A 24,360-nucleotide genomic window follows, 5' to 3' on the forward strand; every position below is an offset into this window, starting at 1 on the left:
ATTTATATTTTGGAAAAATGAGCGATTGCCTTGTTATAGTCTTCCGGTATACCGATGTCGATAAAATAGGTATCGCTGGTATAGCCGTTGAGGTTACCCTGGGCGGCCTGTGGTTCGAGCACCGTTTGTTCAAAAGAGAATTTCACCGGCAGGGACAGGCTTTGGAGGAACGATGCGCTGGTCAGGTAGATGCCGCCGTTGATCAGGCCATGGTCGCAATATTGTTTTTCCCGGAACGCTTCAATTTTATTGTCGGCGTTGAGCACAATGCTGCCATAGCGGTCAAACTGCTGCATAGGTTTCAATGCCAGTGTCAGCGGGCTTGGGTTGTTACGGTTGAACCGCACCATCTGCAGCAGGTCTATGTCAAAGAAGGTATCACCATTCACGATGAACAGCTGATCGCCTTCCAGCAGCGGGAGGGCATGCAGGATGCCGCCGCCGGTGCCGAGCGGTTCCTGTTCTACGCTGAAGGATACACGTAGCGGCAAGGGTGTTTGCCGGCACCAGGTGATTACCTGTTCAGACAGGTAGCCGAGTGACAGTACTACGTGACGGATGCCTTGCTGGTGCAGGTATTGTAACAGGAAGTACAGAAAAGGTTTGTCGCCGATGGGCGCCATGCATTTAGGTTTGTCGGCTACAGCGCTGCGCAGGCGGGTGCCCAGGCCTCCGGCCAGTACGATACACTCCATACTCATTCGCCGAAGAGGTTATTTTCCACGATTTCGCAGATGATATGACCAACAGTAATATGTGCTTCCTGGATACGTGGCGTATCGGTAGAAGGGATATTGATCAGGTAGTCGCTGCCATCTTTCATTTTGCCGCCGGTGGCGCCTGTGAGGCTAACGATGGTCATGCCTTTTTCCCGCGCCACTTTCATGGCTTCGAGGATATTGGCGGAGTTGCCGGAAGTGGAAAGTCCTACCAGCACATCGCCGGCCTGTCCCATGCCGCGCAACATGCGGGCATACACGTGTTCATAGCCATAGTCGTTACCTACGGCGGTCATATATGACGTATTGCAATGCAGGGCTTCTGCATAAAGTGGTTCACGATCTTTATAGAAACGGCCGGAGAATTCAGCGGCCAGGTGTTGTGCATCAGCAGCACTGCCGCCGTTGCCGCAGAACAGTACTTTATGCCCTTGTTTCAGGCTGAGGCCGATCACCTCGGCTACCTGCTGGATAGTATGTAACAGCCTTTCATCCTGACAAATAGCTTCTTTCACAGCAATGCTTTCACGGATAGTCTGGGCGATTTTTGTTTTCATGTCGGATTGTTTTAAGATTAGATACTCCAGGTTTGAATACCATGGTGTGTGAAGGTATAACGTTTTACATCGCCACCAAAGCTGTTGAGTGCGTCTACTACTTTAAAACGGGTGTTTTTCGGGCAGTAGAAGATCATAAAGCCACCACCTCCGGCGCCGGAGATTTTGCCGCCACTGGCGCCAGCTTTACGGGCCGCTTCATAGATCTCGTCAAGCTGTGGGTTGGTGATCCCTTTCGCCATCTGTTTTTTGTATTCAAAACCGTAGTTGAGGATTTCTCCTATTTTATCGATGGAGCCGCGTAACAGGGCTTCTTTCATCATCACGGCCTGTTCCTTCAGGTGGTGCATGGCTGCGATGGAATCGTCCTTTTTGTCGGTCACGTTTTTCTGTTGTTCGGAGATGATCGTGGAGGACAGCCTGCTGGTAGATGTATAAAACAATACGAGATTGTTTTCCAGCTCATGCAGATGTACTTCCTTGATACGCAGTGGGTTAACGATCACTTTGTCATCGCCATAGAATTCCATGAAGTTGACGCCGCCGAAGGTGGCAGCATACTGGTCCTGTTTGCCACCGGCCTGCTGCAGGTCTTCCCGTTCGATGGAATAGGCGAGGTGCGCCATGTCGTATTCTCCGAGCGGCAGTTTGAGCCATTCGGCGAAGGCGCCGAGTACCGCTACCACCAGGGTGGAGGAGGTGCCGAGACCGGAGCCGGGAGGAGCGTCCACATAGGTGGTGAGCCGGAAGCCGGAAGAAGGCAGGCCACCATAGTCTTTTTGTACCCTGTTAATAACGCCTTTAAGGATATCCAGTTTGCCATCTAACGGCAATGGGTATACGGCATCGTAACTCAGTTGTTCTCTTCTGTCGGCTGATTCAAAAATAACTTTTCCTTCAGACAATGGTTCTATGGACGCGCGGGCATACAACGAGATGGTAGCGTTGAGAATGGCGCCGCCATACAGGTCGGAATACGGGCTTACATCGGTGCCGCCACCGGCCAGGCCTATACGTAATGGTGCTTTACTTCTGTATATCAATTTTTTACTTTTTTAAGCTGATGATCAGGATGCTGCTAATGTATGAATTTCCCGGGCCAGGCGCGACCAGGAATATTGTTGTTTTTCCTGTTGCAGGGCAGCGGTCATATCTGCTTCCCGGTTGTCTGTGAAATATTTTTCGATGGCAGTAGCGATGGAAGCTGGTTCAGGATCGCACTGGAAGCCTACCACACCATCGGGTACCATTTCCACGAGGCCGCCTACGCGGGTGACCACCATTGGTTTGTCAAAATGGTAAGCGATCTGTGAGATGCCACTCTGGGTGGCGCTTTTATACGGTTGTACCACCAGGTCGGCCGCACAGAAATAGTTTTTCACTGCTTCCGTAGGGATGAAGTCGGTGTGCATCAGCACCCGGTCACCCAGTTGAAGTTCCTGTAGCAGTTGCTGGTAGGGGGCGGCATCTTCATAATACTCACCGGCCACGATAGCGTGGATATCCAGCTTTTTCATGCGTTCGTCGGCCATGGCTTTCAGCAGCAGGTCGAGGCCTTTGTACTGACGGATAAAGCCGAAGAACAGGATATACCGTTTGCCTGGTTGCAGCTGTAGCCGTTGGCGGGCCTCCGCTTTGGAAACAGGTGTGCCGTAGTTGTCGTAGATCGGGTGGGGGATGAGCGAAGCTTTTTTAGTAGGCTCAAATACCCGCAAATCATCGAGCACGGACTGGCTCATAGCGATAAAAGCATCTACCGGTTTCAGGAAATATTTGGTGAATGCCACATCGCCGGGGCGTTTTTCGTGCGGTACCACATTATCCAGTACCGCGATTACTTTGGTATTGCGCCGTTTGCCCAGCCGGAGCAGTGTGCCCAGCGCCGGACCCATAACGGGCAACCAGTATTTGGTGATGATAATATCGGGTTTCATTTTCCGGATCTTACGCCCAACGATAAGCCAGTTGAGCGGATTCACGGAATTGATCAGCCGTTTTATCTTCAGGTGTTGTGGTGGAGGGTCGGTAGAGTACTGGCTTTTGCCGGGAAAGAGGAAGCCGGGGTATTGCACCGTGAACGTGAATATTTCCACATCGTCTGTCAGCTGCAGCTCTTCCGCCAGTCTTTCATTATAAGCAGCCAGCCCACCCCGGAAGGGATAGGCTGTGCCGAGTATGAGTATTTTCTTTTTAGTGTTGGCCATTAGTTGATTGATTTGTCCATTCTTGCCTCCACGAGGTAACTGTTCCTTTCGGGAGCATTACGGGTAACCAGTTCACCAATAAACCCGGTCAGGAACAACTGGGAACCGATGATCATAAAGAGCAGTGCCAGAAAGAAGATGGGTCTGTCTGTCATGTTATACTGATCATGGAAAATTTTAGCGAAGGCGAGGTAGAAGGCAATGATGAAACCAAAGAAAAAGAACAGGGTGCCTAATGCGCCGAAGAGGTGCATGGGGCGCTTGCCGAACTTACCGATGAACATGATGGAGGCCAGGTCGAGGAAACCGTTGATAAAGCGTTCCAGCCCGAATTTGCTGACGCCGTATTTACGGGCGCGGTGTTCCACCACTTTTTCACCGATGTTGCGGAAGCCGTTCCATTTTGCGATGACCGGGATGTAGCGGTGCATTTCGCCATATACTTCGATAGACTTCACCACTTTTTTGCGATATGATTTGAGGCCGCAGTTCATATCATGCAGCCTGACGCCGCTCATGCGGGTGGTGGTGTAGTTGTATAGTTTAGACGGCAGATTTTTCGTGAAAGCATTATCGTAACGTTTCTTTTTCCAGCCGCTGACCAGGTCGTATCCATCCTCCACGATCATGCGGTACAGTTCCGGGATTTCATCCGGGCTGTCCTGGAGATCGGCGTCCATGGTGATCACCACGTCGCCCTGGGCGGCATTAAAGCCTTCGTTGAGGGCGGCCGATTTTCCATAGTTGCGCTGGAACTTGATGCCTTTGATACAAGGGTTTGTCGTAGCCAGTTGCTGGATCACTTCCCAGGAGCCATCAGTGCTGCCATCGTCCACCATCCATACTTCGTAGGTGAAACGGTGTTCCTGCATCACCCGGTCAATCCAGGCGGCCAGTTCAGGAAGTGATTCTTCTTCGTTTTTTAAAGGAACGATTACGGATATGTTCATTTTAATAGAATAGTATTATGAGTGTTGTTGGTCCGGCGCTTTTTTACGCAGGATAAGCGATACTACAACGGCAACGCCAAAGAAAAATATGATATGTTTCAGGTAAAGCAAAAAGGACTTTGTAAAATTCACAGAAAAATCAGTGGTCTTGATACTGTCAATCTGCTTGGTAATTTCGTCCTGTGGTGCTTTTCCCCAACGCATGAAATGCTCGGTGTTGGCCAGTGTATAAGCTTTAAGTGCTTCCGGCAATCCTGGTTCCAGGTATTTGTACAGTACAAACTGGAATATGGCAGACAGCAGCCAGCCAATAACGAAGGTGGTGAATACTGGTTTGAGCACTGCTTTAAATCCGATATATCCTCCGTAACTTTTTTTAAGTTCTCTTCCTGCCAATGCTCCCAGAATAATAAAGAGCAGCAGCTGAGTCAGGTTATTCCACATCGAAAACAGGACGTCGTTTCCTGCTTTCCAGGCCACCACATTCAGCAAAATAAGAACAATACCGGAGATGAAACCCCATTTCACCCCGGGATTAGATGATTGTTGCATAGTGGTTTATTTGTTGATATGAAAAATAGGACCATTCACAGTAGCAATAACCCTGCCTTTCAGTGAGCTGCCAATATAAGCCGAATTTTTTGATCTGGAGGCGATATGGGCGGTAGTGAATTCCCAATCGGCTGCCGGGTCAAAGATGGTGAGGTTGGCGGCGGCGCCTTCCTGGATCACAGGTTGCGGCTGTTTGAAGATGGCGCGCGGTTTTTCCGTCAGCATAGCAATATGTTGTTCCAGCGGTAGTTGCGGCAGGTAGTGGCGGATGACGCCGAAGCTGCTTTCCAGGCCGATCATACCGTTTTTCGCATATTCAAACTCGACTGTTTTAGCGTCCCACTCCTGTGGCACGTGGTGGGTGGCAAAGCAGTCCACCGTGCCGTGTACGATAGCATCCTGAATAGCTTTTACGTCATCTGCGGTGCGCAGCGGCGGATTTACCTTCAGGTTGGAATCATAGTTTACCAGTTGCGCATCGGTGAGCGACAGGTGGTAGGGAGTAACCGAGCAGGTTACCTTGATGCCGTCGGCCTTGGCGGCGGCTATCAGTTCTATGGATTTGCGGGTGCTTACGCCGGTGATATGAATACGGGAGTCGGTGTATTTGGTCAGTTCAAGGTCACGTTGTATGATCAGCTCCTCTGCCAGTGCCGGTTTACCGGGCATGCCCAGCTGGGTGGAGTAGATGCCTTCGTGCATGAGGCCATGAGCGGAGATGCTCTGGTCGTCTGGCAACTGGATCAGCGTACCATCAAAAGCTTTGATGTATTGTAATGCTTTGAGCAGCAGGCCGGGGGATTGTACCGGTTTGAGGCCGTCAGAGAAAGCCACGGCGCCGGTTTGCTGCATCTCATACATTTCGGCGAGGCTGGAGCCTTCGAGGTTTTTGGTAACAGCGCCGATGGGCAGCACAGTGGCAGCGGCATGGCGGGTTTTGCTAAGTACGTACTCGATCTGCGGTTTGGTATGCAGGGCCGGTTGGGTGTTGGGTACTACCATCACGGTGGTGTAACCGCCTGTGGCAGCAGCTTTTACCCCGGTAGACAGGTCTTCCTTGTGTTCCAGTCCCGGATCGCAGAAATGGGCGAAAATGTCCATCCAGCCCGCAGACACGTGCAGGTTCTCCCCGGAGATAACCGTTGCCCGCGCATCTTCCAGATGGTCGCCCACCTGTTGGATGATCCCGTTCTGTATGGAAATGTCTTTTTGCTGCCCGTGAAAGGGTGAGGAAGGCGCTATCACCTTTACGTTTTTGAGTAGTATGTGCATGCTTTACGTTCTATTCAATATCAAAACCTGTCCAAAAAATACAGGGGCAAATGTAACATAAAACTATTAATTGATAAAGCCCTCCCGTAGCCCTTTTCGAGCTTTTTGTTCAGGTTGGTATGATAATTGAAAATAGAGGGTAGCAGATCAAAATAACTCTAGGATGAATGATTATCTCATTAACCTTGTCACACGTATATGCGACCGCTCGGAACAGTTAAATAACTCCCAAACGATTAGCTGGCAGGCGCTCCGGGAGGCCGAACAGCTGGCCAACCACGCGTATGTGCCGATTCTGTACCAGTACATCGCAAACGAACCTGATAAGGAAAGACGCCGCGCCGCCGGCTTTATTATTATTCAGCTCTCCAGAAACACCAATGACCCGGAAGTGATCCGGTTTATGCTGGACCGCCTCCGGATAGAACAGGAGCCTGATATCATCACCGCTATCCAGCAAGACCTGGAACGCGGCCTGCCTATCCCCGGGTATATGAACCTGGACCCGTTGCTGAACAATGCCCTGTCGCTCAATAATAATGTGCGCCGCTCTGCGCTGTTTGCCCTCCGTGGTACCAATAACCCGCAGGTAGAAGAATTTGCACTGAATTTGCTCAAAAGAACTGTAAATGAATATGATATATATTATATAGTCCTTCTGATGCATAAGGTGGCCACCAAAAAAAGCCTGCCGGCGCTCAAACGCCTGCTGGAACACCCGCGCCAGGATATAAAAGGGCTGGCATTCGCTACGATCGCGGATATTGAAAAAGAGAAAGAAGCGCTGTTCTACGCCCGCTGCCTGCTCCGTGGCCAGCTGAAATCAGAAGCCATGGAGGCGATTTATAAATATGCGGACGAAAGTGCCATACAGGCTGTCATCACCCGTATTACCGAGATGCTCACCAAAAGACGCAGCAATGGCCGGCTTTCGCTGGAGACTTTCAAAAATGGCTTCACTGACCTGATGCTGGGCATGGAATTCCTTTTCCGCTTCCGTACCGCCAAAAGTGAAGTGAAAAAGACTTTCTCCTGGATCACCGAAAAAAGAGCTGAATACCTGCTGCCCGAAGAGCGCGAATGGATACATCGTAACCTTGTCATGAACAAAGGCTGATACCCCGTCTGCCCCGCATCTCTCCTCCTTTTATCCTGATATTTATCCGCATAGCTCCCCTAACGGTGGTGCTTACCTCGTAATTCTTTACATTTGGAACCTTAAAATGTAAGGATGAAAAGAGGACTGATATTGCTTTTGACTGGTTGTATGGCCGTCGGGGTACAACACGCCGATGCCCAACAACAGCTGTATACCATGGCACAGGCCACCAACGGCCTTCGTGCGGACCTGGCGCCGGAACGACTGAAACAATTTGAATGGGTGCCCGGCGAAAATGCCTACACCAGAGCAGTGATAGCCGGCGGCCAGCAGGTTTGGGTGAAGTACACAGTGCTGGGAGGCAAAGCCCTGCCTAAAACAGATACCCTGTTAACATTGAATACCCTCAACCAGCAGCTTTCTTCCAAAACACCTTTACGTGGCCTGCCCCCGCTGCACTGGATAGACAATACCCACGCCTGGTTTAGCATCGGCAATGACCTCTACAACGGTACTGTTCAAAACGGGACTGTCCAATTCAGCAAATGGTGTTCCCTGCCTCACGACGCAGAGAATGTAACGGTCAATCCGAAAAGCCGCTACATTGCCTATACAGTGAAAAATAATCTTTTCGTGCGTGCGGCCGATGGTCAGGAACAACCCATCACACAGGATGCCGACATCAATATCGTGAACGGTAAAAGCGTACACAGAGAAGAATTTGGTATCGACAGAGGAATATTCTTTTCTCCCAACGGCGACCTGGTCGCTTTCTACCGCATGGACCAGCGGATGGTGAATGACTATCCGGTCATCGATTGGTCTGTAGTGCCTGCTCACGCCAATATCATCAAATATCCCATGGCCGGTGGTAAATCCCACGAAGTAACACTGGGCGTTTACCAGCCATCTACCCGTAAAACCGTCTTCCTGAAAACAACGGGTGAAGCAGATCATTATCTGACCTGTGTTACCTGGGCACCTGACCAGCAGTCTGTTTACGTGGCACTGCTCAACAGGGACCAGAACCACCTGTGGCTGAATCAGTATAGCGCCACTACGGGAGAACTGATCAAAACACTTTTTGAAGAAACAGATCCCAAATATGTGCATCCGTCGCATCCGCTGACTTTTGTGTCCGGCAAACCCGATCAGTTCATCTGGTGGAGTGACCGTGACGGCTATACGCACCTGTACCTGTACAACACTGGCGGACAGCTGCTAAAACAACTCACCAAAGGAGATTGGGTAGTGAATGAATTGCAGGGTTTTCATGCTGCCGGCAATGAAGTGATCATCACCGCAGCCAAAGAAAGCCCGATGGAAAAACATGCTTATGCCGTAAACCTGAAGAGCGCCGCGCTGCGTCGCCTGGACCAGGCTGCCGGCTGGCATGATATTCAGGTGAGCAGCCATGGCGATTATATATTGGACAGCTACAGTTCCGGAGAGGTGCCATCCTCGGCTGTTATCACAGGACTGAATGGTAAATACACCGGGACGGTCTTGCAGGCAGCAGATCCCCTGAAAAATTTCAAACGGCCGGAAATCAGGCAGGTAACGCTGAAAGCAGATAATGGTACGCCGCTTTACGGTAAACTCATCTTGCCGGTGGACTTTGACAGTACCCGTCAATATCCAGTGATTGTATACCTGTACAACGGGCCTAACGTGCAACTGATCAAAAATACTTTCCCATACAGTGGCAACCTCTGGTACGAGTATATGGCACAACGCGGATACATTGTATTTACCATGGATGGCCGCGGCAGTGCCAACAGGGGTATGGCCTTCGAGCAGGCCACCTTCCGTCAGCTGGGCACTGTGGAAATGAATGATCAGCTGCAAGGCGTGGCTTATCTGAAATCACTGCCTTATGTGAATCAGCAGAAAATGGGTGTACATGGTTGGAGCTTCGGTGGCTTTATGACCACATCGCTGATGTTGCGTCACCCGGACGTGTTTAAGGCAGCAGTGGCCGGCGGCCCGGTGATTGACTGGAGCATGTATGAAGTGATGTATACCGAACGTTACATGGACACCCCGCAGCAGAACCCGGAAGGTTATGCCAATTCCAACCTGCTTACCAAAACAAAAAACCTGAAAGGACATCTGATGCTGATACATGGCACCAATGATGACGTGGTGGTATGGCAGCATTCTATTAATTTTCTGAGAGCCTGTGTAGATAATGGCGTACAGCTAGATTATTTTGTGTACCCCGGTCACCTGCATAATGTACTCGGCAAAGACAGAGTACATCTGATGCAGAAAATCACCGATTATTTCGATGCACAGCTGAAATAAACCAATATCAGTGTTATAAAAAGAAAGCAGCGAAGGAGATCTCCTTCGCTGCTTTCTTTTTATAACGTAGTACTACATGTTTTACATGCCTCCTGTTTTGGCGTCTTTAAATACGCCTGGCGTATAGACAATTTCTGAGAACGTGCTGGTGCAGTTTTCTCCCAGTGGTGACTGGGACGAAAAGCCAACCCTGATGGGAGCTTTAGGCACAAAGTTTACCAGCCGTACCGCTTCCCAGGTTTTCCCTTCAAGCGAATAAAAGAGCCCAAACATATTACCTGATTTCGCCAGCCGGAAATACACTTCGTTTTTGCTGGTAACAGCATTGTTGCTGTCGTCAGTATACGTGTTGGTGACGCCGGAGCAGACCGCGAGTTTGCCGTAATGGCTGTTTTCAAAGAGGAATTTGATGTATTGGGTGGAGTCTGCCATTACATAGATGGCGCCACCGTCATACGTTTTTTTGAAGTCCACTTTGATTTTAGCGGTGAGCACGAAGTTTTCATCCGGTTTAAAAACCAGGATGGGAGCAGTGGCAATGTTGTAGTTGCCACCGGGATAATTGTAAAAATCAGAGCCTTGTGCAGCGGTGATAGAGAGGCTGTCGGCCGCCACATTAAAGCTTTGCGGTGTGTTGATCCAGCTACAGGGATAGGGTATGCCTTTGATCCGGACGCTGTCTGCCGGAGTGGCTACAGCGCTGAAAAATGCCAGGACCAGGGTACCGAGTACAAAAAGTTTCTTTTTCACTATCGTGGTTTTAAAATAAATACTGGCGCCCAATATATAAACTAAAAATCAAGGAAACGATAAAACTACAGGGAGGACAAAAAACAACAACCTGACCGGTGATGATCAGGTTGTTGAGCAGGAGATGACAAACTGTTATTGTACAACAGTGTTACCATCAGCATTTACTACGAAAGTTTGTACAACGCCGTTTTTAATAACGCGTACAGTATAACAATCACCACCATTGTTGCACTTCATGGAAGTAACATCATACAGATCGGAGCCGTAGGTTGTTTTCAGATTAGACAGGATTTCGGCAGGAATATAATCCACCATTACCGGCAATGCTGTCTGCGGATACATCATGGTATTGTAGTAGGTAGTACCAGGCATGGGGTTGGTAGTATTCATCATGGTCATACCTGTTCTTTTTGCTTCTCTTCTTTCAGCTCTGGCTTCTTTCTTTTCGGCTCTGGCTTCTCGTTTTTCCTCTTTGGTCCTGTGCCGGTGACGGCTAGCGTCGTTGGCATGAGCAGGAACCGCTGCAAATACGCTGATTCCTGTGGCTAACAGATAAATCATCATCTTTTTCATAATCTTAAGATTTACAGATGAATAGATTTTTTGCGATATAAAGTTCGGCCATTTGGCTGGAAAACAGCTCAGCGCGGGGAAATGGAGGCTTTTACACAAAAATGGCATGACCACGGAATAAGGCGAGAACGCCGCGCTACCAAGGAAGAGAGAGCTAGTGCCGGATGATAATTTTAACATTCATTAAATAGGGAAATTAACATATGTAAGGCTTATCATCCGGCATGAGTAGTGTTTATTGATCTTTGGTCAGTTTGCGCAGGGTAGGGAGAATATGTGCTGCAAAGCGTTCCATGCCAACATCGGTGGGATGTACGCCGTCTACCGTACCTTCATGGTCTTCACCGAGGAAGCCGTCGCCGCCCAGGTAATAGAGGTTTTTAACACCGGCTTTCAGCAGATCGTTATAAGCCTTTTTCAGTTCCGCTCTTTTGCGGAATACAATATCACGTACATCTTTTTCGAAATAGCCATGTTCATACATGTAGTTCTCCACCAGCAATATCTTTGTTTGGGGTTTACAGGCGCGTAGTTGCGTTACCAGTTTCACCGCGCGTTCATGTATCAGTTCAGGGGAAGTATTCGGATTACAATCGATGACAATAAGCGATGGGTCTGTTTCACAGATGGCTTCGCCTACAGCAGTTTCAAACATGCCGTTGCCACTGAAGCCGAAGTTGACAATGGGGCGTTGCAGCAGGCGGACAAGTATGTTGGTATATGCCATGCCGGGCCTGGTAGCGCATCCGCCCTGGGCGATGCTGCTGCCGTAGTATACGATGGGTTTTTTGTCCAGCAACAGGGGCTGCTGTGGTTTTTCGATGAGGGCGCCTGCATTGACACCGATGGAGAGGGAATCTACACCGTCATACAATGGGAGGAAGAGCACATATTCGCGCCAGGTGCTGTCGCCTTTTTTGAGTATGGCACGTTCAGAATTAAAACCATTTTCAGGGATGGCACTGTTAACGAACTGCCATGTATTGTTGACCAGCGCGTAGAGATCGAGGCCTCTGATACCGGTGGCTGTCATATGGTTCATGGAAGTGTTGTTGAGCACTTTCCAGCGGGCGCCGATGGTGGTGGCATTGGTGCGGAAGCGGATGGCGATGCCGGCGGAATTGCGGCTTAGCGCCCATACGGCTGGCCTTACTGTTTTTTCGTATTTAGCCGGAAGCCGGTTGTAATTGGTTTCCTGATGATATTGGCCAATTACGGGGAACTCCCTGGCATCGTGGTAAACAAGGGTGGGTGTTTGTGCAAAGAGGCTGTTGCAGCACATGAGCACTGCTATCAGGGATAGCATCGTTTTGTTCATCATACGTGATTATTGGTTAGCACCGGACAAGATACAGGAAAAGAGAGATAAAAGTACGTTTTAGGGGCTTTACGCAAACGCTTGCGCGGATAACGCAAGCGTTTGCGTACACGGAATGTCGAAAGAATTCTCTAAAATAGTGGAGCAATTACAGAAAATAGATTCAGCTCTAAGCAGCAATTACAGAACAGCGAACAATGAGGTCGATTGCCTGTGCCACGGTATCTTACTGTGGCAAGGTTATCGCCAAGTCTCCTTTTTTTTACCGGTCGTGTATCACCAGCCGTGACTCCATAATGGTATTGGTATAGTCGTTGAGCGGATGTTCTCCATTCAGCAGCGACAGCAGCATATTGGTGGCTGCCTGCCCTTGTTCATAAGGAAACTGTTCCACCGAGGCAGCCGGCGGAAAAGCTGTATACCCGCTAACCGGCGTGTTGGCGTAAGATACAAAAGTAATGTCCTTATTTATTTCCAGTTTTCTTTTAAGTGCGTATTGAACAGCATCCATGGCCACATAGTCATTGAAGGTGACTACAGCGGTTACTTTTCTTTTCAGTGACAACAGGTATTCCATGGCGGCGTCTGTGCCGGCGGCGGTGAGATCGGCATTGACAATCAGTTCAGGGTCGTATTTGAGACGGTGTTTACGCAGTGCCTTGATGTATCCGGTAGCTCTTTCTTTGCTGGCTACCAGTTGTTCTGGGCCGTTGATCATACCAATTACCCGGTGCCCTTTTTTCAGCAGAAAATCCACTGCCTGTATGGTACCGGATTCCAGGTTACAGGATACGGCATGGATATCGTGGAGGTCGGGCACACGGTCGAAGAATACTACAGGAATACGTGCCTGGCGCAACATTTCAAAGTGATCGTAGTTGCGGGTGTTTTTACCGATAGACACGATACAGCCATCAACCCGGTGTTGTTTCATGCTCTGAATGATCTGCTTTTCCCGGGCTTCATCGTCATGCGATTGCCCCAGCAGCACAGTGTAGTTGTTACTGTAGGCGGTATCTTCTATACCGCTGATGGCACTGGAGAAGAAAGCTTCCGATAGTTCGGGCAACAGGATGCCTATGGTAAAGGTTTTACCCTGCTGAAAATAAACCGCCGTTTGGTTGCGCTCGTAGTTCAGTTCCTCTGCCAGCGCTTTCACCCGGGCTTTGGTCCTCAAACCGATACTGTGATGGTCATGTAAGGCCCTTGATACAGTAGATACAGAGATATTCAGCCTTTTTGCAATTTCCTTTATTGTTGGCTGACCCGAAGAAACCACCTTTCTCATACATTTTACAGCAATTAATGGAAAATAGATTCAGCAATACGCCCAGGTTGCCAAGTTACTTAGTTCTTGAATAACATTAACTTTTTTTTATGGGTTCGTTTAACGAATTGACTTTACATGGATTAACTGAAGATATAAAAAAGTAGTTTAATGTAAATGGATTAGAATTCTCTAATGCTTGTACTCTTCGGCTTGTTATTTGCTATTTTCGTGCATCCTCCATTGTACCTCTGCCATTTTTTATATATTTTATTTGTTAGATTAGTTTTATTTAAAATCTATTGTATGAGGATAGAACACTTAGCCTTGCCTGTGGCACTTATCACCATTATGGCCTCCTGCTCCGCTCCCAGGAAACTGAGAGAGTCTGAAGCAAGGTATGCGCGACTGGATAGTATGTACAGGGCTACTGAGAACCAGCGAAAAAAATGTGAAGAAGAAGCCGCAAGGGCAGCAGCTGCCTACAAAGACAAGATGGATAACCTGCAGGAACAACAGACCCAGCTGAAAACCAACAACTCACAGATGCTGGACCACCTGAAAGAGCTGTCTGTTATATCCAATTCCCAGGCGGAAAGCATTAAGAAGTCACTGGACAACATCGGTGCGAAAGATGCCTACATCAAAGACCTGCAATCTGCTATTGCACGTAAAGACTCCCTGAACATGCAACTGGTGATGAACCTGAAAGGAGCCGTTGGCAATATGGATGACAAGGACATCAACATCAAAGTAGAAAAAGGAGTAGTGTATATCGACATTTCCGATAAACTGCTGTTTAAGAGCGGTAGCTATGATGTGACCGAACGCGCTAAAGAAGTATTGGGCAAAGTAGCCAAAGTGCTCATCAATCAGCCTGATATCGAGTTTATGGTGGAAGGTCATACCGACAACGTACCTTACCGTCCGAACGTACTGCTTGACAACTGGGACCTGAGCGTGAAGAGAGCTACTTCTGTAGTACGTATTCTGCAGAACCAGTACCAGATACCGGCAGCACGTATGACAGCAGCCGGCCGCAGCGAATTCCAACCGGTAGCCTCCAACGATACACCGGAAGGACGCGGCGCTAACCGCAGAACACGAATCGTGATCCTGCCGCAACTGGACCAGTTCTTCAAATTACTGGAAAAACCAGCCGGCAACTAATCATATCCTGTTACAATAAAAAAAGAAGGTCTGCATGCTGTTATGCAGACCTTCTTTTTTTATTGTACCTTCCAGCCTTTACGTTTTTATATCATGCGAGAACCTTTATTCTGTGATCCGGCGACCGGCGTTTGTGAGATTCCCGGCGCCGCAGCAGCAGCCGGCGGAGAGCATACGACCTTGCCAACTGACAAGCCGCTGCAGCTCATTTATTTTACTGACCCTATCTGTTCCACCTGTTGGGGCATTGAACCGCAATGGCGCCGCTTAAAGCTGGAATACGGCCATTTGCTCGATATCCGTTATCATATGGGAGGGCTGCTGCCTTCCTGGGATGTGTACAATTCCGGTGGTATCAGCGGTCCTTCTGATGTGGCCCATCACTGGGAAGAAGTGAGTGGTCATTACCAGATGCCGATAGATGGCAACGTATGGCTGGAAGATCCTTTACCGTCTTCTTATCCGCCTTCTATATGGTTTAAAGCAGCGCAACTGCAGGATGAACATAAAAGCGTGATTTTCCTGCGCCGCCTGCGTGAAATGCTGTTCCTGCAAAAAAAGAATATTTGCCGCCCTGGACCAGTGCTGGCAGCTGCTACCTATGCGCAGCTGGACATTACACAGCTGCAACGTGATTTTGACAATACCGCTCCTGCGCTGTTTGAGCAGGACCTGCAACTGCGCGCGCAAATGGGCGTACGCGGATTTCCTTCCGTATTTATGATTAACACCGGTGGAAATAAAGAGCTGGTATATGGCGCTAAACCTTATTCGGTATTTATCACCACGCTGCATAAACTGTTCCCCGAAGCACAAGCGCGCACGTATCTCCGCGGACTGGATACTTTTTCCTATTTCCCGACACTGACCACCAAAGAATATGCGGTGCTGAACGACCTGACGATAGAAACGGCCTATACGCAACTGGATGCATTTCACCGGCACGGGCACCTACAGGTGACCATCGCCGGCGGTGGAGCATTGTGGACGCATTGATATATCAGGGCATTTTGGGAATTGGTGGTTTGGTGCCTTTACGGCCATATGCATAGGTGAGACTAAACATAAAATACTGGGCGAGGTTGGTGGTTTCCAGCCTTTCCCGGTAAGTAGAACCGTAGTAAGCTACCACACTTTTATTTTGCCGCAGCAGGTCGAATGCATAGAACTTGGCAGACAATGATCTGTTGGGGAGGAATGTTTTGCCGAACCATCCATTGAGCAGTGTAAAGTGTGTGGCGGCATCCGTATTGTTGGTGTACTGAATGTTGGAGCCAACATTAAAGTCCAGTGGCAGCCAGGCGCTTACATTGAGCGCAAGGGTATACTGAACAAAATCGGTGTAATGATCATTTTGCAGCGAAAGCATATTGCCCCTGTAATCTATGCCGATCCTCGTTGTGAACTCCATCCTTTTTCTCCAGTTGAAGGAAGCCGCCAGGAGCTGGAGCAGCGAGTATCTTTTTACAATGTTATCGAGGTGATTGATTTGTGAAATAGTTCTGTTGTATTCAAATGCGTTGCTGTAATTGACCGTAATACCGGGATTCTTGATCTTGAAGCCCAGCATGGTGTTGTCGTTAATGCCCCAGTTGCCGGACACGTTAATCGGCATGCTCACCTGTCTGCCGAGGGTATCCGTGAATACAGCCGTGGAAAATGAATGTTGGATGTATCTTCCTTCGAGGCTGTGCGCAAAGGCCATGCCTTTAATACTGTTGGAAAAATAACTGAACGAAAGGGAATTGGCGAAGGCATTGATCAGCCCCGGGTTGCCCAGCTGTATATACAACGGATTACTGTTGTTGTTGATAGGCCATAACAATTGGGCATCCAGCGGGAGCGTGATCCCGTTGAGTGTAATATTGATGGTTTTAAAAGGATCTATTTTGATGATGGCGCTGAGCGCGCGGTCCACATAGGTGGTGTGCCGCACGGCTTTATTGCGTGTGGTGTAGTTGTCGCTGGTGAGCGTACTGAGTGAAAGCCCGGCAGAACCGATGAGCATCAATTTTCCCCTGTTATAAGTCAGGGACGGTTTCGCAGTATGATTGATGATCCTGCTGTCAAACCGGTACGTCAATGAGTCATTCGGTATATAGTCGTGTTTCAGTATATTGAAATCGTAGGTGTTTTGCCGGTTCTTGGTGATGGCGTTCTGAATTGAATAGTAGAGTGCCAGTGACCAGTATTTTCCGATTGGCTCGCTGTATGTTGCGGATATGGAGCCACTGTACACCTCGTTTTTCGGTGATACATGCTGATTGATGGTATCTGCACTGTACAACGGGCGGAAAACATTGTTCTGGCTGATGTTGAACTGATAACTGTATTGCCAGGTTTTTCTCAGTGATGTTTGCAGAGATAGTATCCTTCCTGATTTACCGAATTTATGGGAATAGCTGGTAGTAACGTCCAGCGTTTTATTGACAGCGCTGTCGTTGTTGTTGAGCATGCCGGTGTTGAGCGTGTCCATACGGCTGGTGGTGGTGTTGTACAGGCGGTTGTTATGTACTTCTTTACTCTCCCTCTCCACCATTGCTGCCACAATAATTTTATTATTGATATTGGGCTGCATATCCATAAAGAGAATGCCGCCGTTTCGTTTGCTGATCTGGTGTTTTTGGGTATTGGTATGGTAGAATGTACTGCTGTCAGCAAAGATGTTTTCCCGCTCCTGTAGTTCACTGCTGGTCATATCCTGTTCCTGGTGTCTCAGGTTTACACTGAGCTTGATTTTCTTCCTGATTTCCATGGTGGAATAGGTGCCGACATTGAATATTTTATTGGTCCCCTGCTGACTGTTGCCCATGAAGCTGCCCTGATAGTTGGTACTGGCATCGCTTTGGGTGTTGTTATTATTGGCGAGTATGTCGCCCAGCATCGTGAATTTTTTTCGGAACATATTGAAGGTAGTGCCGGCGTTGTATCGGTCCTCTGTGCCGCATCCTCCGGTAACGGTGCCACGGACACCCTTTTTCATGGCATCTTTCACGACGATGTTGAGCACTTTTTCATTTTTACCGGGTTCGGTGATACCGGAAATATTTTTCTTGTCGGAGATCTGAATTTTTTCAGCGAGATCGGCTTTCAGTATTTCCATGACCCGTTTAACATTGCCCATGTTCTGTAGCAGCGAGCGTCCATCAATAAACAGTTCTTTGATGGGGGAGCCCAGGTAATAAAGGTTACCGTTGTCGTCCATAGTGAGCCCGGGTATTTTTTCGATGAGTTCATGCATGTTGGCATTGGGCAGGGTAGGCAGTTCGCCTGCGTTAAACTCGATGGTATCCTTTCGGATAGACATGAGTGGCCGGTCTGCTTTTACTTCCACTCTGCTGAGGCTGATGCTGGGTGACAGCTGTATATAGTTGAAAGTAACTGTTTTTACTCTGGGATTGACTTCCACGGGAATCATTTCAGTGCGGTTGCCCATAAAGCTGACCAGTAGCCGGTAGAAGCCGATCTGTACATTTTCAATCGTAAAATTACCATGTTCATCGGACTGTGTCTGGGCTTTTATACGTGCCTTTTCATCGTAGAGCAATACTGCTGCGCCGGGAAGCGTTTTTCTTGTGTCTTTCTGGTAGACGGTCCCTTTGATGGTATGTTGTGCGTACAATGTTGCGGAGGCACAACAACCCAGCAAAAGGAGGACCAGTTGCCGTTTGATTTGGTTGAATCCAGTTGTAGTGGCCTGCATTAGTTTTTCCTGTGCATGAGGGTATGAATATATTAGCGGGTTCTTCGAATTGTTTTGGTTATTCACCGCACGTGCCGACGGTATGATTCATTGGTGATTCGGGTCTAAGTTCGCACTTGTGGAGGGGATTGCGGAAATTCAATTTCGTAAACAGTTGTTAAGCGATTGTTATCGACCAACGATTAACAAAGTGAAATTTTAGAGTTTACAAGGCGTTGTGCTGTAAATTTGCGGGCTGTAGCAAAGCAAAGGTGATAAAATATTTTAAAAAATGATAAAATATTTTGAAGACAAAAGAACGGAGAAAATAACAGACAGGAAAACTACGCTGGAGCGGATATGGGCCATAGGAGGACAACGCGGGTGGTATTACGGCAACTGGATGTGGCAGTTGCGTGGTTATATGGACGAACTGGCGGGAGGCCCGGGCTTAAGGCGGGGCCGCAGGCATCCGTCCGATTTACAGGTGGGGGATTACCTGGATGTGTGGCGTGTACACATAGCAGACCGCAAAGCGGGCCGGTTATTATTATATGCGGAAATGAAGGTGCCGGGTGAAGCCTGGCTGGAGTTTAGGATAGTTGATGGCTATTTGGTGCAGACGGCCTCTTTCAACGCGAAAGGTTTAGCAGGAAAATTGTATTGGTATAGTATGTTGCCCTTTCACGGGTTTATATTTCCGGGAATGATCCGTAAACTCATTTAAACTGTGTTGCCATGGAGATCAAAAAGGAGATCATTAAGACACTGAAAGACCTGTTATTGAAAGCCCACGCACATGTAAGTTTCGCTGAGGCGGTTAAGGGCCTGCCGGCAGCACTGAGGGGTGTAGTGCCCGATCAGCTGCCTTACAGCATCTGGCAGCTGGTAGAACACATCCGGATAACGCAGGCCGATATTCTCGAATTCAGCCGCGATGCCGATTACAAATCACCACGCTGGCCAGAAGGTTACTGGCCCAAAACACCGTTGCCGGCCAATGATCATGTATGGCAGAAGAGCCTTGACCAGATCAAGGCCGACACGCATGCTTTTGTGGAATTGCTGGAGGCGCCGGATGCCGATCTGTTCCAGCCCTTCCCCTATGGCGATGGGCAACATCTGTTCCGCGAAGCGGTGCTGATAGCAGACCATACCAGTTATCATACCGGTGAGATTATTGCCATACGCCGGTTATTGAACGCCTGGAAGTAACCTCTACACTCTTTTCCAGAGGGTGTCCACAAACCACTTTTTGTTGTCGAAGAAGCGGGCAACGGGCTGAAATCCTGTTGCCAGTGCCAGTTGATCCGTTTCTTCGAGTGAGTATTTCTGTGATATTTCCATGTACAATGGTTCATCGGCTTCAAAGTTGATGCATACATCATCAATTTGCACCTGCTGTTTTTCCAGGCTGATCAAATAACTTTTGCAGGCGCCGGTACCTGGATCGTAAGTGGGATAGTGTTCAAATTTTTTGATATCAAAGTTAGCGCCCAGCTCAAGATTGATACGGGTGAGCAGGTTGAAGTTAAACGCGCGGGTGATGCCGGCGTTATCGTTGTAGGCGCGTAAGATCACCTGGGGATTTTTTTTCAGGTCGAAGCCTGTCAGCAACAGGTCACCGGGCAGCAGATAATCGCTGAGCTCCACGCAGAAATCATGTGCTGCAGTGCTGTTGAAATTGCCGATGTTGGCGCCCATAAACAGCACAACTTTCTTTTTATGGCTGTAGGTGTTTGCCTGTTGCAGCATATCGAAGTATTCACCGTTTAGCCCTTTCATCCGCAGATTGGGGAGTGTGACTGGCAGTTGTTGTTCCAGTTGCCCGATCACGTTGGCCGAAATATCGATGGGGAAATAGGTGAAGTCAGTTCCGTTGGAGAGCAGTTGCCGCAGCAGATGGATGGACTTGGTAGCGTCGCCGGCGCCCAGTTCCACCACGTCGAAGGTGCTGGCATGTTGTGCCAGGGCAGCCGCTATTTCGGCGGAACGGGAGGTCAGTATTTCCATTTCACAGCCGGTCAGGTAGTACTCTTCGCACTGCATGATCTGTTGAAACAGCCGGTCACCTTCTGCATCATAAAAATATTTGGAGTCCAGATATTTCTGCGGCGCGCTGAGTCCTTTTACTACTTCCTGATAAAAAGTGCTGGTCGCCGGTTTTCTTTTGCAGAGGACCGTACGGCCTGGAATTACAGTGGTTTGCATACGCAGTCTTTTTAGATGAAAGCCTATTTTGCCAGCCTGATACCGGTAAACTGCCATCGCAGGGAGGGATGGAAGAAGTTGCGGTAGGTAATGCGGCTATGATGAGGGGGCGTAACTTCTGAGGCGCCCCTGAGTACCATCTGGTTTATCATGAATTTGCCGTTGTATTCGCCGATGGCGCCGGGTGCTTTGGTGAAGCCCGGATAGGGGAGATAGGCGCTTTCCGTCCATTCCCAGCGTGTTCCCCACGACAATTGGGGGGCAGCAGCTTCCCATTCAAATTCTGTGGGCAGGCGCATCTCTTTCCAGGCTGCAAAGGCGGCGGCCTCATAGTAGCTGATATGGCAGAGGGAAGCATCCGGAAGAAGGGGTTGCAGTCCCTGCCAGTTGTAATGCATCCATTGGCCGTTGATATTGTACCAGTACATCGGCATTTCCACCTGGTTCTTCTTTACCCAGTCCCATCCTTCCGCGTGCCAGTAGCGGAAATCGCGATAGCCGCCGGCCTGTATAAAGTCGAGGTATTCCGCATTGGTGACCAGCGCTTCACGGAGGCTATAGTCACCCAGGTATACCTTATGCCGGTCCAGTTCATTATCAAAGCAGAACCCGTTACCGGAAAACCCGATGTCGTATACGCCTGCCTTCATCTCTAACCAAGAACCAGCCGCTTTTGTTGTGGCAGGCGATGTTTTAGCCGGGTTGTAGACCGGGAACAGCGGGTTATGCCCGAGTATGTATTTGATATCAGTATACAGCAGTTCCTGATGTTGTTCTTCATGATTGAGCCCTAGTGTGATGAGTGCCTGTAGCTCGGGTGTGTGCTCCTTGTCCAGAAATGTTTCCATGGCATCATCCACATGCCGGCGGTACCGCATGATGTCTTCTACCGCGGGCCGGCTCAGATTGCCGCGGTCCGTGCGGATCACGCGGGCGCCTACTGATTCGTAGTAACTGTTAAAGACAAAATTGTATTGCGGATCGAACTCCGTATAACCTTTAACGTTAGGTATCAGGATAAAAGTCTCGAAAAACCAGGTGGTATGCCCGAGGTGCCACTTGGGCGGACTAACGTCCACTACAGGCTGTACTACATAATCTTCCGTTTTGAGCGGCGCGCAAATATCTTCTGTCCGGTTACGTACGGTGAAATAATCTTTTTTCAGTTGCATGACTACTGGTGGTTAGTGATGATGTACGTATGTTGCTAAGTCGGATATACTGCTGATATGTAGCCTGGAAGCCTGTTCCCGGCGCATCATCAGCGCGTAGGTATTGTTAAAGCCGATGGGTTGCAGCCACCGGACCTGGTATTGTTCTGCAAATCCTTTCTTTACATAATCATATACTTTTTTACTGTCTCCGATGATGCTGTCTACTGTTTGCTGCGGCGCCTGCAGGATGACCAGCAAACCGGTGCCGGTATATTCCGGGTACATGTCTATCTGGTCGTTGACCAATGCATCGAAGACGATTTTGGTGCCACCGAGCCCCGTTTTGGTAGTGGCGTTCAGATCGGTATGGCCTTCGATCAGCATTTTGTACATGTTGGCCAGAATGTAGCCGTCGCCGAAAATTTTGGCGCCAATGCGGATGGTGCCTTTGGTGCCGTTCCTGGCTGGTTTCCAGAGCCGGGCCGACACGAGGAAATCTTTCGCTACCTGTTGCGGGTTCTGTTTGAGATAATCCACCCGGTAGTTGAGCTCCGTCATGATGCTATCATTAATTGTACCAGAGAGCTGGTCTAGTGCCGGCGCCAGCTCGGGATATTTTTCCAGCAGAGCCTGGCGGACAACGGGGGCTGCATAATAAGGCGGAAAAATATGTTTGTCATCTTTTAACACCACCAGGTCAAATGCTTTCACACGACCATCTGTACTGCTGCCGCTGATGACATCCAGTTTTTTTTCATAGGCTGCTTTATACATGATCATGTCACTGATCACCAGCGTACGCAGATGAAGGCCATAGACATTGCCCAGTCCTATGGCGCCATCTTTCCGGCCCATGAACTCAGGGGTGAAGCCTGCTTTAAGGCGGGTGCTGTAAGTGTCGGGCAGCAGGTAAAAAGAAGACAGCAGGAGCAGTACTGCGGGCAGCACCAGTACTGTTTTCCGTGCTTTGCGCATATTGAGCCGCTGCAAGCGCGACAGTCCCCAGTCGAACAGAATGGCGAGCAAAGCCGCGGGAATAGCACCGGCGAGCATCATATGGGTATTGTTGAGCGCGATACCGCCGAAAATAAATTCACCCAGTCCGCCGGCAGCAATATACGCCGCCAGCGTGGCCACGCCCACATTGATGACGGTGGCGGTACGGATACCAGCCAGTATGACGGGCATCGCCAGTGGCAATTGCACTTTCAATAACAGTTGCCGGGGGCTCATGCCCATGCCGGTGGCGGCTTCGGTAATGTTAGGGTCTACGCCCAGTATGCCAGTGTAGGTGTTGCGTACCACCGGTAACAGGGCATACAGGAACAACGCTACGATCGCTGGTTTGGGACCGATGCCCAGCAACGGTATCATAAATCCCAGCAACGCGATACTGGGAATGGTTTGCAGAATGCCGGTAATGCCGAGCACAGGGCCGGCCAGTTTTTTACGGCGGGAGATCAGGATACCCGCAGGCACACCAATGCATACGGCTATCAGTACAGAGATAAACGTAAGCCCGGTATGGGTGAGGGTTTGTTCCAGCAGCTTACCGGACTGCTGCCGCACAAAATCAAAAAACGTTTCAGGCGTGTCCATGCTGGCTGACAGTTTTTTTATAAGCGGTAATAGCGTTCATCAGGATGTTTCCGTCGAGGTGCTTGCCTTCTCCCCTGAAACTACTGCTGGCTTTGTCCCGGGTAAGGTTTTCCAGCGTGTCCCAGCAGTTGGTGTCAGCAGATAGAATGGTACCAGCCATGCCGCCGGCGCCATCCAGGTATGGCCATATATCGCGGAGCCGGAGTGATTTTAACTCCAGTTCCAGCCGCTGTTTGTCCAGAAAATGCCGCACAAAATCATTGGCCGGGTTAAACAGCAGTTCGGTAGCGGTGCCCATTTGCTGGATACGTCCTTCATTCATGATACAGATACGGCTGCCCAGTTCAAATGCTTCTTCCACATCATGCGTAACAAGAATAATGGTCTTGCTGTTCAATTCATCGAGCAGTTTAAATTCTTTCCGCACGCTGATACGGGTGAGCGGATCGAGCGCACCGAATGGTTCGTCCATCAACAGGATAGGCGGATCGGCGGCGAGTGCGCGTGCCAGTCCTACCCGTTGCTGCTGACCGCCGCTGAGCTGTTGCGGATATACGTAGGCGTAAGACGCGGGTGGTAACCGCAGCTTTTCCATCAGCGACAGCGCCCGGGAACGGATACGTGTTTTGTCCCATTGCAGCAGCTGCGGCACTACACTGATATTTTCAAGAACAGTATAATGCGGAAACAGGCCGGTGTTCTGTAACACATAGCCGATATTACGGCGTAGCGTTTCCGGTGTTTCGGTACTGATGGATTTGCCCTGAATAAAGATTTCTCCCTGGTCTGGTATCAGCAACCGGTTGATCATGCGGAGCGTGGTGGTTTTGCCGCAACCACTGGTGCCCAGCAGTACGAGTGTTTCGCCGGGCTGTACTTCAAAGGACAGATCGTTCACTGCATTTTTACCGTGACTAAAACTTTTTGAAACATGCGATACTTTGATCATAACAGATAGACGGTGTTGGGGAAA

At 49.3% G+C, this 24,360-nt stretch carries 22 protein-coding genes; 6 read left to right on the forward strand and 16 right to left on the reverse strand.

The window, feature by feature from the left end; genetic code table 11:
• Positions 1-2 precede the first annotated feature (2 nt).
• Genes HHL17_RS14180 through HHL17_RS14210 form a run of 7 tightly spaced genes read right to left on the reverse strand, consistent with a single transcriptional unit; the run spans position 3 to position 6,254 of the window.
• Positions 3-701, reverse strand: coding sequence for a nucleotidyltransferase family protein (locus HHL17_RS14180; RefSeq protein WP_206155987.1), 699 nt, complete (start codon positions 699-701; stop codon positions 3-5).
• Positions 698-1,276: a D-sedoheptulose-7-phosphate isomerase gene (locus HHL17_RS14185; RefSeq protein WP_169225350.1), complete on the reverse strand. Its 579-nt coding sequence runs from the start codon at positions 1,274-1,276 to the stop codon at positions 698-700. Before HHL17_RS14185 ends, HHL17_RS14180 begins: the two co-directional genes overlap by 4 nt.
• Before the next feature lie 17 nt (positions 1,277-1,293).
• Positions 1,294-2,319 carry a GHMP family kinase ATP-binding protein gene (locus HHL17_RS14190; protein WP_169225351.1) on the reverse strand — a complete coding sequence of 342 codons (1,026 nt, stop codon included), beginning with the start codon at positions 2,317-2,319 and terminating at the stop codon, positions 1,294-1,296.
• A gap of 24 nt (positions 2,320-2,343) precedes the next feature.
• Positions 2,344-3,480, reverse strand: coding sequence for a glycosyltransferase (locus HHL17_RS14195; protein ID WP_169225352.1), 1,137 nt, complete (start codon positions 3,478-3,480; stop codon positions 2,344-2,346).
• Positions 3,480-4,430, reverse strand: coding sequence for a glycosyltransferase family 2 protein (locus HHL17_RS14200; protein WP_169225353.1), 951 nt, complete (start codon positions 4,428-4,430; stop codon positions 3,480-3,482). Before HHL17_RS14200 ends, HHL17_RS14195 begins: the two co-directional genes overlap by 1 nt.
• 15 nt (positions 4,431-4,445) lie before the next feature.
• Positions 4,446-4,982, reverse strand: a complete 537-nt coding sequence (locus HHL17_RS14205; RefSeq protein ID WP_169225354.1) for a DUF4199 domain-containing protein — start codon at positions 4,980-4,982, stop codon at positions 4,446-4,448.
• A 6-nt stretch (positions 4,983-4,988) separates the two neighbouring features.
• Positions 4,989-6,254, reverse strand: coding sequence for a dihydroorotase (locus HHL17_RS14210; RefSeq protein ID WP_169225355.1), 1,266 nt, complete (start codon positions 6,252-6,254; stop codon positions 4,989-4,991).
• A gap of 163 nt (positions 6,255-6,417) precedes the next feature.
• On the opposite strand from HHL17_RS14210, the gene HHL17_RS14215 reads away from it, so the two are divergent.
• Together HHL17_RS14215 and HHL17_RS14220 are read left to right on the forward strand one after the other, a co-directional pair.
• A complete protein-coding gene (locus tag HHL17_RS14215; protein ID WP_169225356.1) occupies positions 6,418-7,371 on the forward strand; it encodes a hypothetical protein in 954 nt (317 codons plus the stop codon).
• Positions 7,372-7,485: 114 nt separating this feature from the next.
• Complete coding sequence (locus HHL17_RS14220) at positions 7,486-9,660, forward strand: S9 family peptidase (protein WP_169225357.1); 2,175 nt, start codon at positions 7,486-7,488, stop codon at positions 9,658-9,660.
• An 81-nt stretch (positions 9,661-9,741) separates the two neighbouring features.
• Here the strand turns inward: HHL17_RS14220 and HHL17_RS14225 are convergent, their stop codons facing one another.
• The 4 genes from HHL17_RS14225 to HHL17_RS14240 form a co-directional block, all read right to left on the reverse strand.
• Positions 9,742-10,410, reverse strand: a complete 669-nt coding sequence (locus HHL17_RS14225) for a DUF1349 domain-containing protein (RefSeq protein ID WP_169225358.1) — start codon at positions 10,408-10,410, stop codon at positions 9,742-9,744.
• A gap of 135 nt (positions 10,411-10,545) precedes the next feature.
• On the reverse strand, positions 10,546-10,986 hold the full coding sequence (locus HHL17_RS14230) for a hypothetical protein (protein WP_169225359.1): 441 nt from the start codon (positions 10,984-10,986) through the stop codon (positions 10,546-10,548).
• 235 nt (positions 10,987-11,221) lie between these two features.
• Positions 11,222-12,307: an SGNH/GDSL hydrolase family protein gene (locus HHL17_RS14235; RefSeq protein WP_169225360.1), complete on the reverse strand. Its 1,086-nt coding sequence runs from the start codon at positions 12,305-12,307 to the stop codon at positions 11,222-11,224.
• A 259-nt stretch (positions 12,308-12,566) separates the two neighbouring features.
• The gene (locus tag HHL17_RS14240; RefSeq protein WP_169225361.1) at positions 12,567-13,592 is read right to left on the reverse strand and encodes a LacI family DNA-binding transcriptional regulator; all 1,026 of its coding nucleotides are present in this window, start codon (positions 13,590-13,592) and stop codon (positions 12,567-12,569) included.
• Positions 13,593-13,877: 285 nt separating this feature from the next.
• Between HHL17_RS14240 and HHL17_RS14245 the strand changes: the two genes are divergently transcribed.
• Complete coding sequence (locus HHL17_RS14245; protein WP_169225362.1) at positions 13,878-14,741, forward strand: OmpA/MotB family protein; 864 nt, start codon at positions 13,878-13,880, stop codon at positions 14,739-14,741.
• Between the two features lie 93 nt (positions 14,742-14,834).
• A complete protein-coding gene (locus HHL17_RS14250) occupies positions 14,835-15,737 on the forward strand; it encodes a DsbA family protein (RefSeq protein ID WP_169225363.1) in 903 nt (300 codons plus the stop codon).
• 4 nt (positions 15,738-15,741) lie between these two features.
• On the opposite strand, the gene HHL17_RS14255 is transcribed toward HHL17_RS14250, so the two are convergent.
• Complete coding sequence (locus HHL17_RS14255; RefSeq protein ID WP_169225364.1) at positions 15,742-18,444, reverse strand: carboxypeptidase-like regulatory domain-containing protein; 2,703 nt, start codon at positions 18,442-18,444, stop codon at positions 15,742-15,744.
• A gap of 271 nt (positions 18,445-18,715) precedes the next feature.
• On the opposite strand from HHL17_RS14255, the gene HHL17_RS14260 reads away from it, so the two are divergent.
• Together HHL17_RS14260 and HHL17_RS14265 are read left to right on the forward strand one after the other, a co-directional pair.
• A complete protein-coding gene (locus HHL17_RS14260; RefSeq protein ID WP_169225365.1) occupies positions 18,716-19,150 on the forward strand; it encodes a DUF2867 domain-containing protein in 435 nt (144 codons plus the stop codon).
• An 11-nt stretch (positions 19,151-19,161) separates the two neighbouring features.
• Positions 19,162-19,638 carry a DinB family protein gene (locus HHL17_RS14265; protein WP_169225366.1) on the forward strand — a complete coding sequence of 159 codons (477 nt, stop codon included), beginning with the start codon at positions 19,162-19,164 and terminating at the stop codon, positions 19,636-19,638.
• 3 nt (positions 19,639-19,641) lie between these two features.
• Here the strand turns inward: HHL17_RS14265 and HHL17_RS14270 are convergent, their stop codons facing one another.
• The 4 genes from HHL17_RS14270 to HHL17_RS14285 are packed head-to-tail and all read right to left on the reverse strand — an operon-like array spanning position 19,642 to position 24,336.
• Positions 19,642-20,634, reverse strand: a complete 993-nt coding sequence (locus HHL17_RS14270) for an L-histidine N(alpha)-methyltransferase (protein ID WP_169225367.1) — start codon at positions 20,632-20,634, stop codon at positions 19,642-19,644.
• A gap of 23 nt (positions 20,635-20,657) precedes the next feature.
• Positions 20,658-21,806, reverse strand: a complete 1,149-nt coding sequence (gene egtB / locus HHL17_RS14275; RefSeq protein ID WP_169225368.1) for an ergothioneine biosynthesis protein EgtB — start codon at positions 21,804-21,806, stop codon at positions 20,658-20,660.
• 12 nt (positions 21,807-21,818) lie between these two features.
• Positions 21,819-23,387 (reverse strand): ABC transporter permease/substrate-binding protein, encoded by a 1,569-nt coding sequence (locus HHL17_RS14280; protein ID WP_169225369.1) that lies wholly within the window; start codon positions 23,385-23,387, stop codon positions 21,819-21,821.
• Positions 23,374-24,336 (reverse strand): ABC transporter ATP-binding protein, encoded by a 963-nt coding sequence (locus HHL17_RS14285; protein ID WP_169225370.1) that lies wholly within the window; start codon positions 24,334-24,336, stop codon positions 23,374-23,376. Before HHL17_RS14285 ends, HHL17_RS14280 begins: the two co-directional genes overlap by 14 nt.
• Positions 24,337-24,360 lie beyond the last annotated feature (24 nt).

This window comes from Chitinophaga fulva (genome assembly GCF_012927205.1).
Lineage (GTDB): Bacteria > Bacteroidota > Bacteroidia > Chitinophagales > Chitinophagaceae > Chitinophaga > Chitinophaga fulva.

Coding starts and splice junctions, on each gene's coding strand:
- HHL17_RS14180 (WP_206155987.1), bottom strand. CDS start 701: ATGAGTATGGAGTGTATCGTACTGGCCGGAGGCCTGGGCACCCGCCTG.
- HHL17_RS14240 (WP_169225361.1), bottom strand. CDS start 13,592: ATGAGAAAGGTGGTTTCTTCGGGTCAGCCAACAATAAAGGAAATTGCA.
- HHL17_RS14235 (WP_169225360.1), bottom strand. CDS start 12,307: ATGATGAACAAAACGATGCTATCCCTGATAGCAGTGCTCATGTGCTGC.
- HHL17_RS14265 (WP_169225366.1), top strand. CDS start 19,162: ATGGAGATCAAAAAGGAGATCATTAAGACACTGAAAGACCTGTTATTG.
- HHL17_RS14220 (WP_169225357.1), top strand. CDS start 7,486: ATGAAAAGAGGACTGATATTGCTTTTGACTGGTTGTATGGCCGTCGGG.
- HHL17_RS14210 (WP_169225355.1), bottom strand. CDS start 6,254: ATGCACATACTACTCAAAAACGTAAAGGTGATAGCGCCTTCCTCACCC.
- HHL17_RS14185 (WP_169225350.1), bottom strand. CDS start 1,276: ATGAAAACAAAAATCGCCCAGACTATCCGTGAAAGCATTGCTGTGAAA.
- HHL17_RS14260 (WP_169225365.1), top strand. CDS start 18,716: ATGATAAAATATTTTGAAGACAAAAGAACGGAGAAAATAACAGACAGG.
- HHL17_RS14285 (WP_169225370.1), bottom strand. CDS start 24,336: ATGATCAAAGTATCGCATGTTTCAAAAAGTTTTAGTCACGGTAAAAAT.
- HHL17_RS14245 (WP_169225362.1), top strand. CDS start 13,878: ATGAGGATAGAACACTTAGCCTTGCCTGTGGCACTTATCACCATTATG.
- HHL17_RS14195 (WP_169225352.1), bottom strand. CDS start 3,480: ATGGCCAACACTAAAAAGAAAATACTCATACTCGGCACAGCCTATCCC.
- HHL17_RS14280 (WP_169225369.1), bottom strand. CDS start 23,387: ATGGACACGCCTGAAACGTTTTTTGATTTTGTGCGGCAGCAGTCCGGT.
- HHL17_RS14200 (WP_169225353.1), bottom strand. CDS start 4,430: ATGAACATATCCGTAATCGTTCCTTTAAAAAACGAAGAAGAATCACTT.
- HHL17_RS14230 (WP_169225359.1), bottom strand. CDS start 10,986: ATGAAAAAGATGATGATTTATCTGTTAGCCACAGGAATCAGCGTATTT.
- HHL17_RS14205 (WP_169225354.1), bottom strand. CDS start 4,982: ATGCAACAATCATCTAATCCCGGGGTGAAATGGGGTTTCATCTCCGGT.
- HHL17_RS14255 (WP_169225364.1), bottom strand. CDS start 18,444: ATGCAGGCCACTACAACTGGATTCAACCAAATCAAACGGCAACTGGTC.
- HHL17_RS14215 (WP_169225356.1), top strand. CDS start 6,418: ATGAATGATTATCTCATTAACCTTGTCACACGTATATGCGACCGCTCG.
- HHL17_RS14250 (WP_169225363.1), top strand. CDS start 14,835: ATGCGAGAACCTTTATTCTGTGATCCGGCGACCGGCGTTTGTGAGATT.
- HHL17_RS14270 (WP_169225367.1), bottom strand. CDS start 20,634: ATGCAAACCACTGTAATTCCAGGCCGTACGGTCCTCTGCAAAAGAAAA.
- egtB (WP_169225368.1), bottom strand. CDS start 21,806: ATGCAACTGAAAAAAGATTATTTCACCGTACGTAACCGGACAGAAGAT.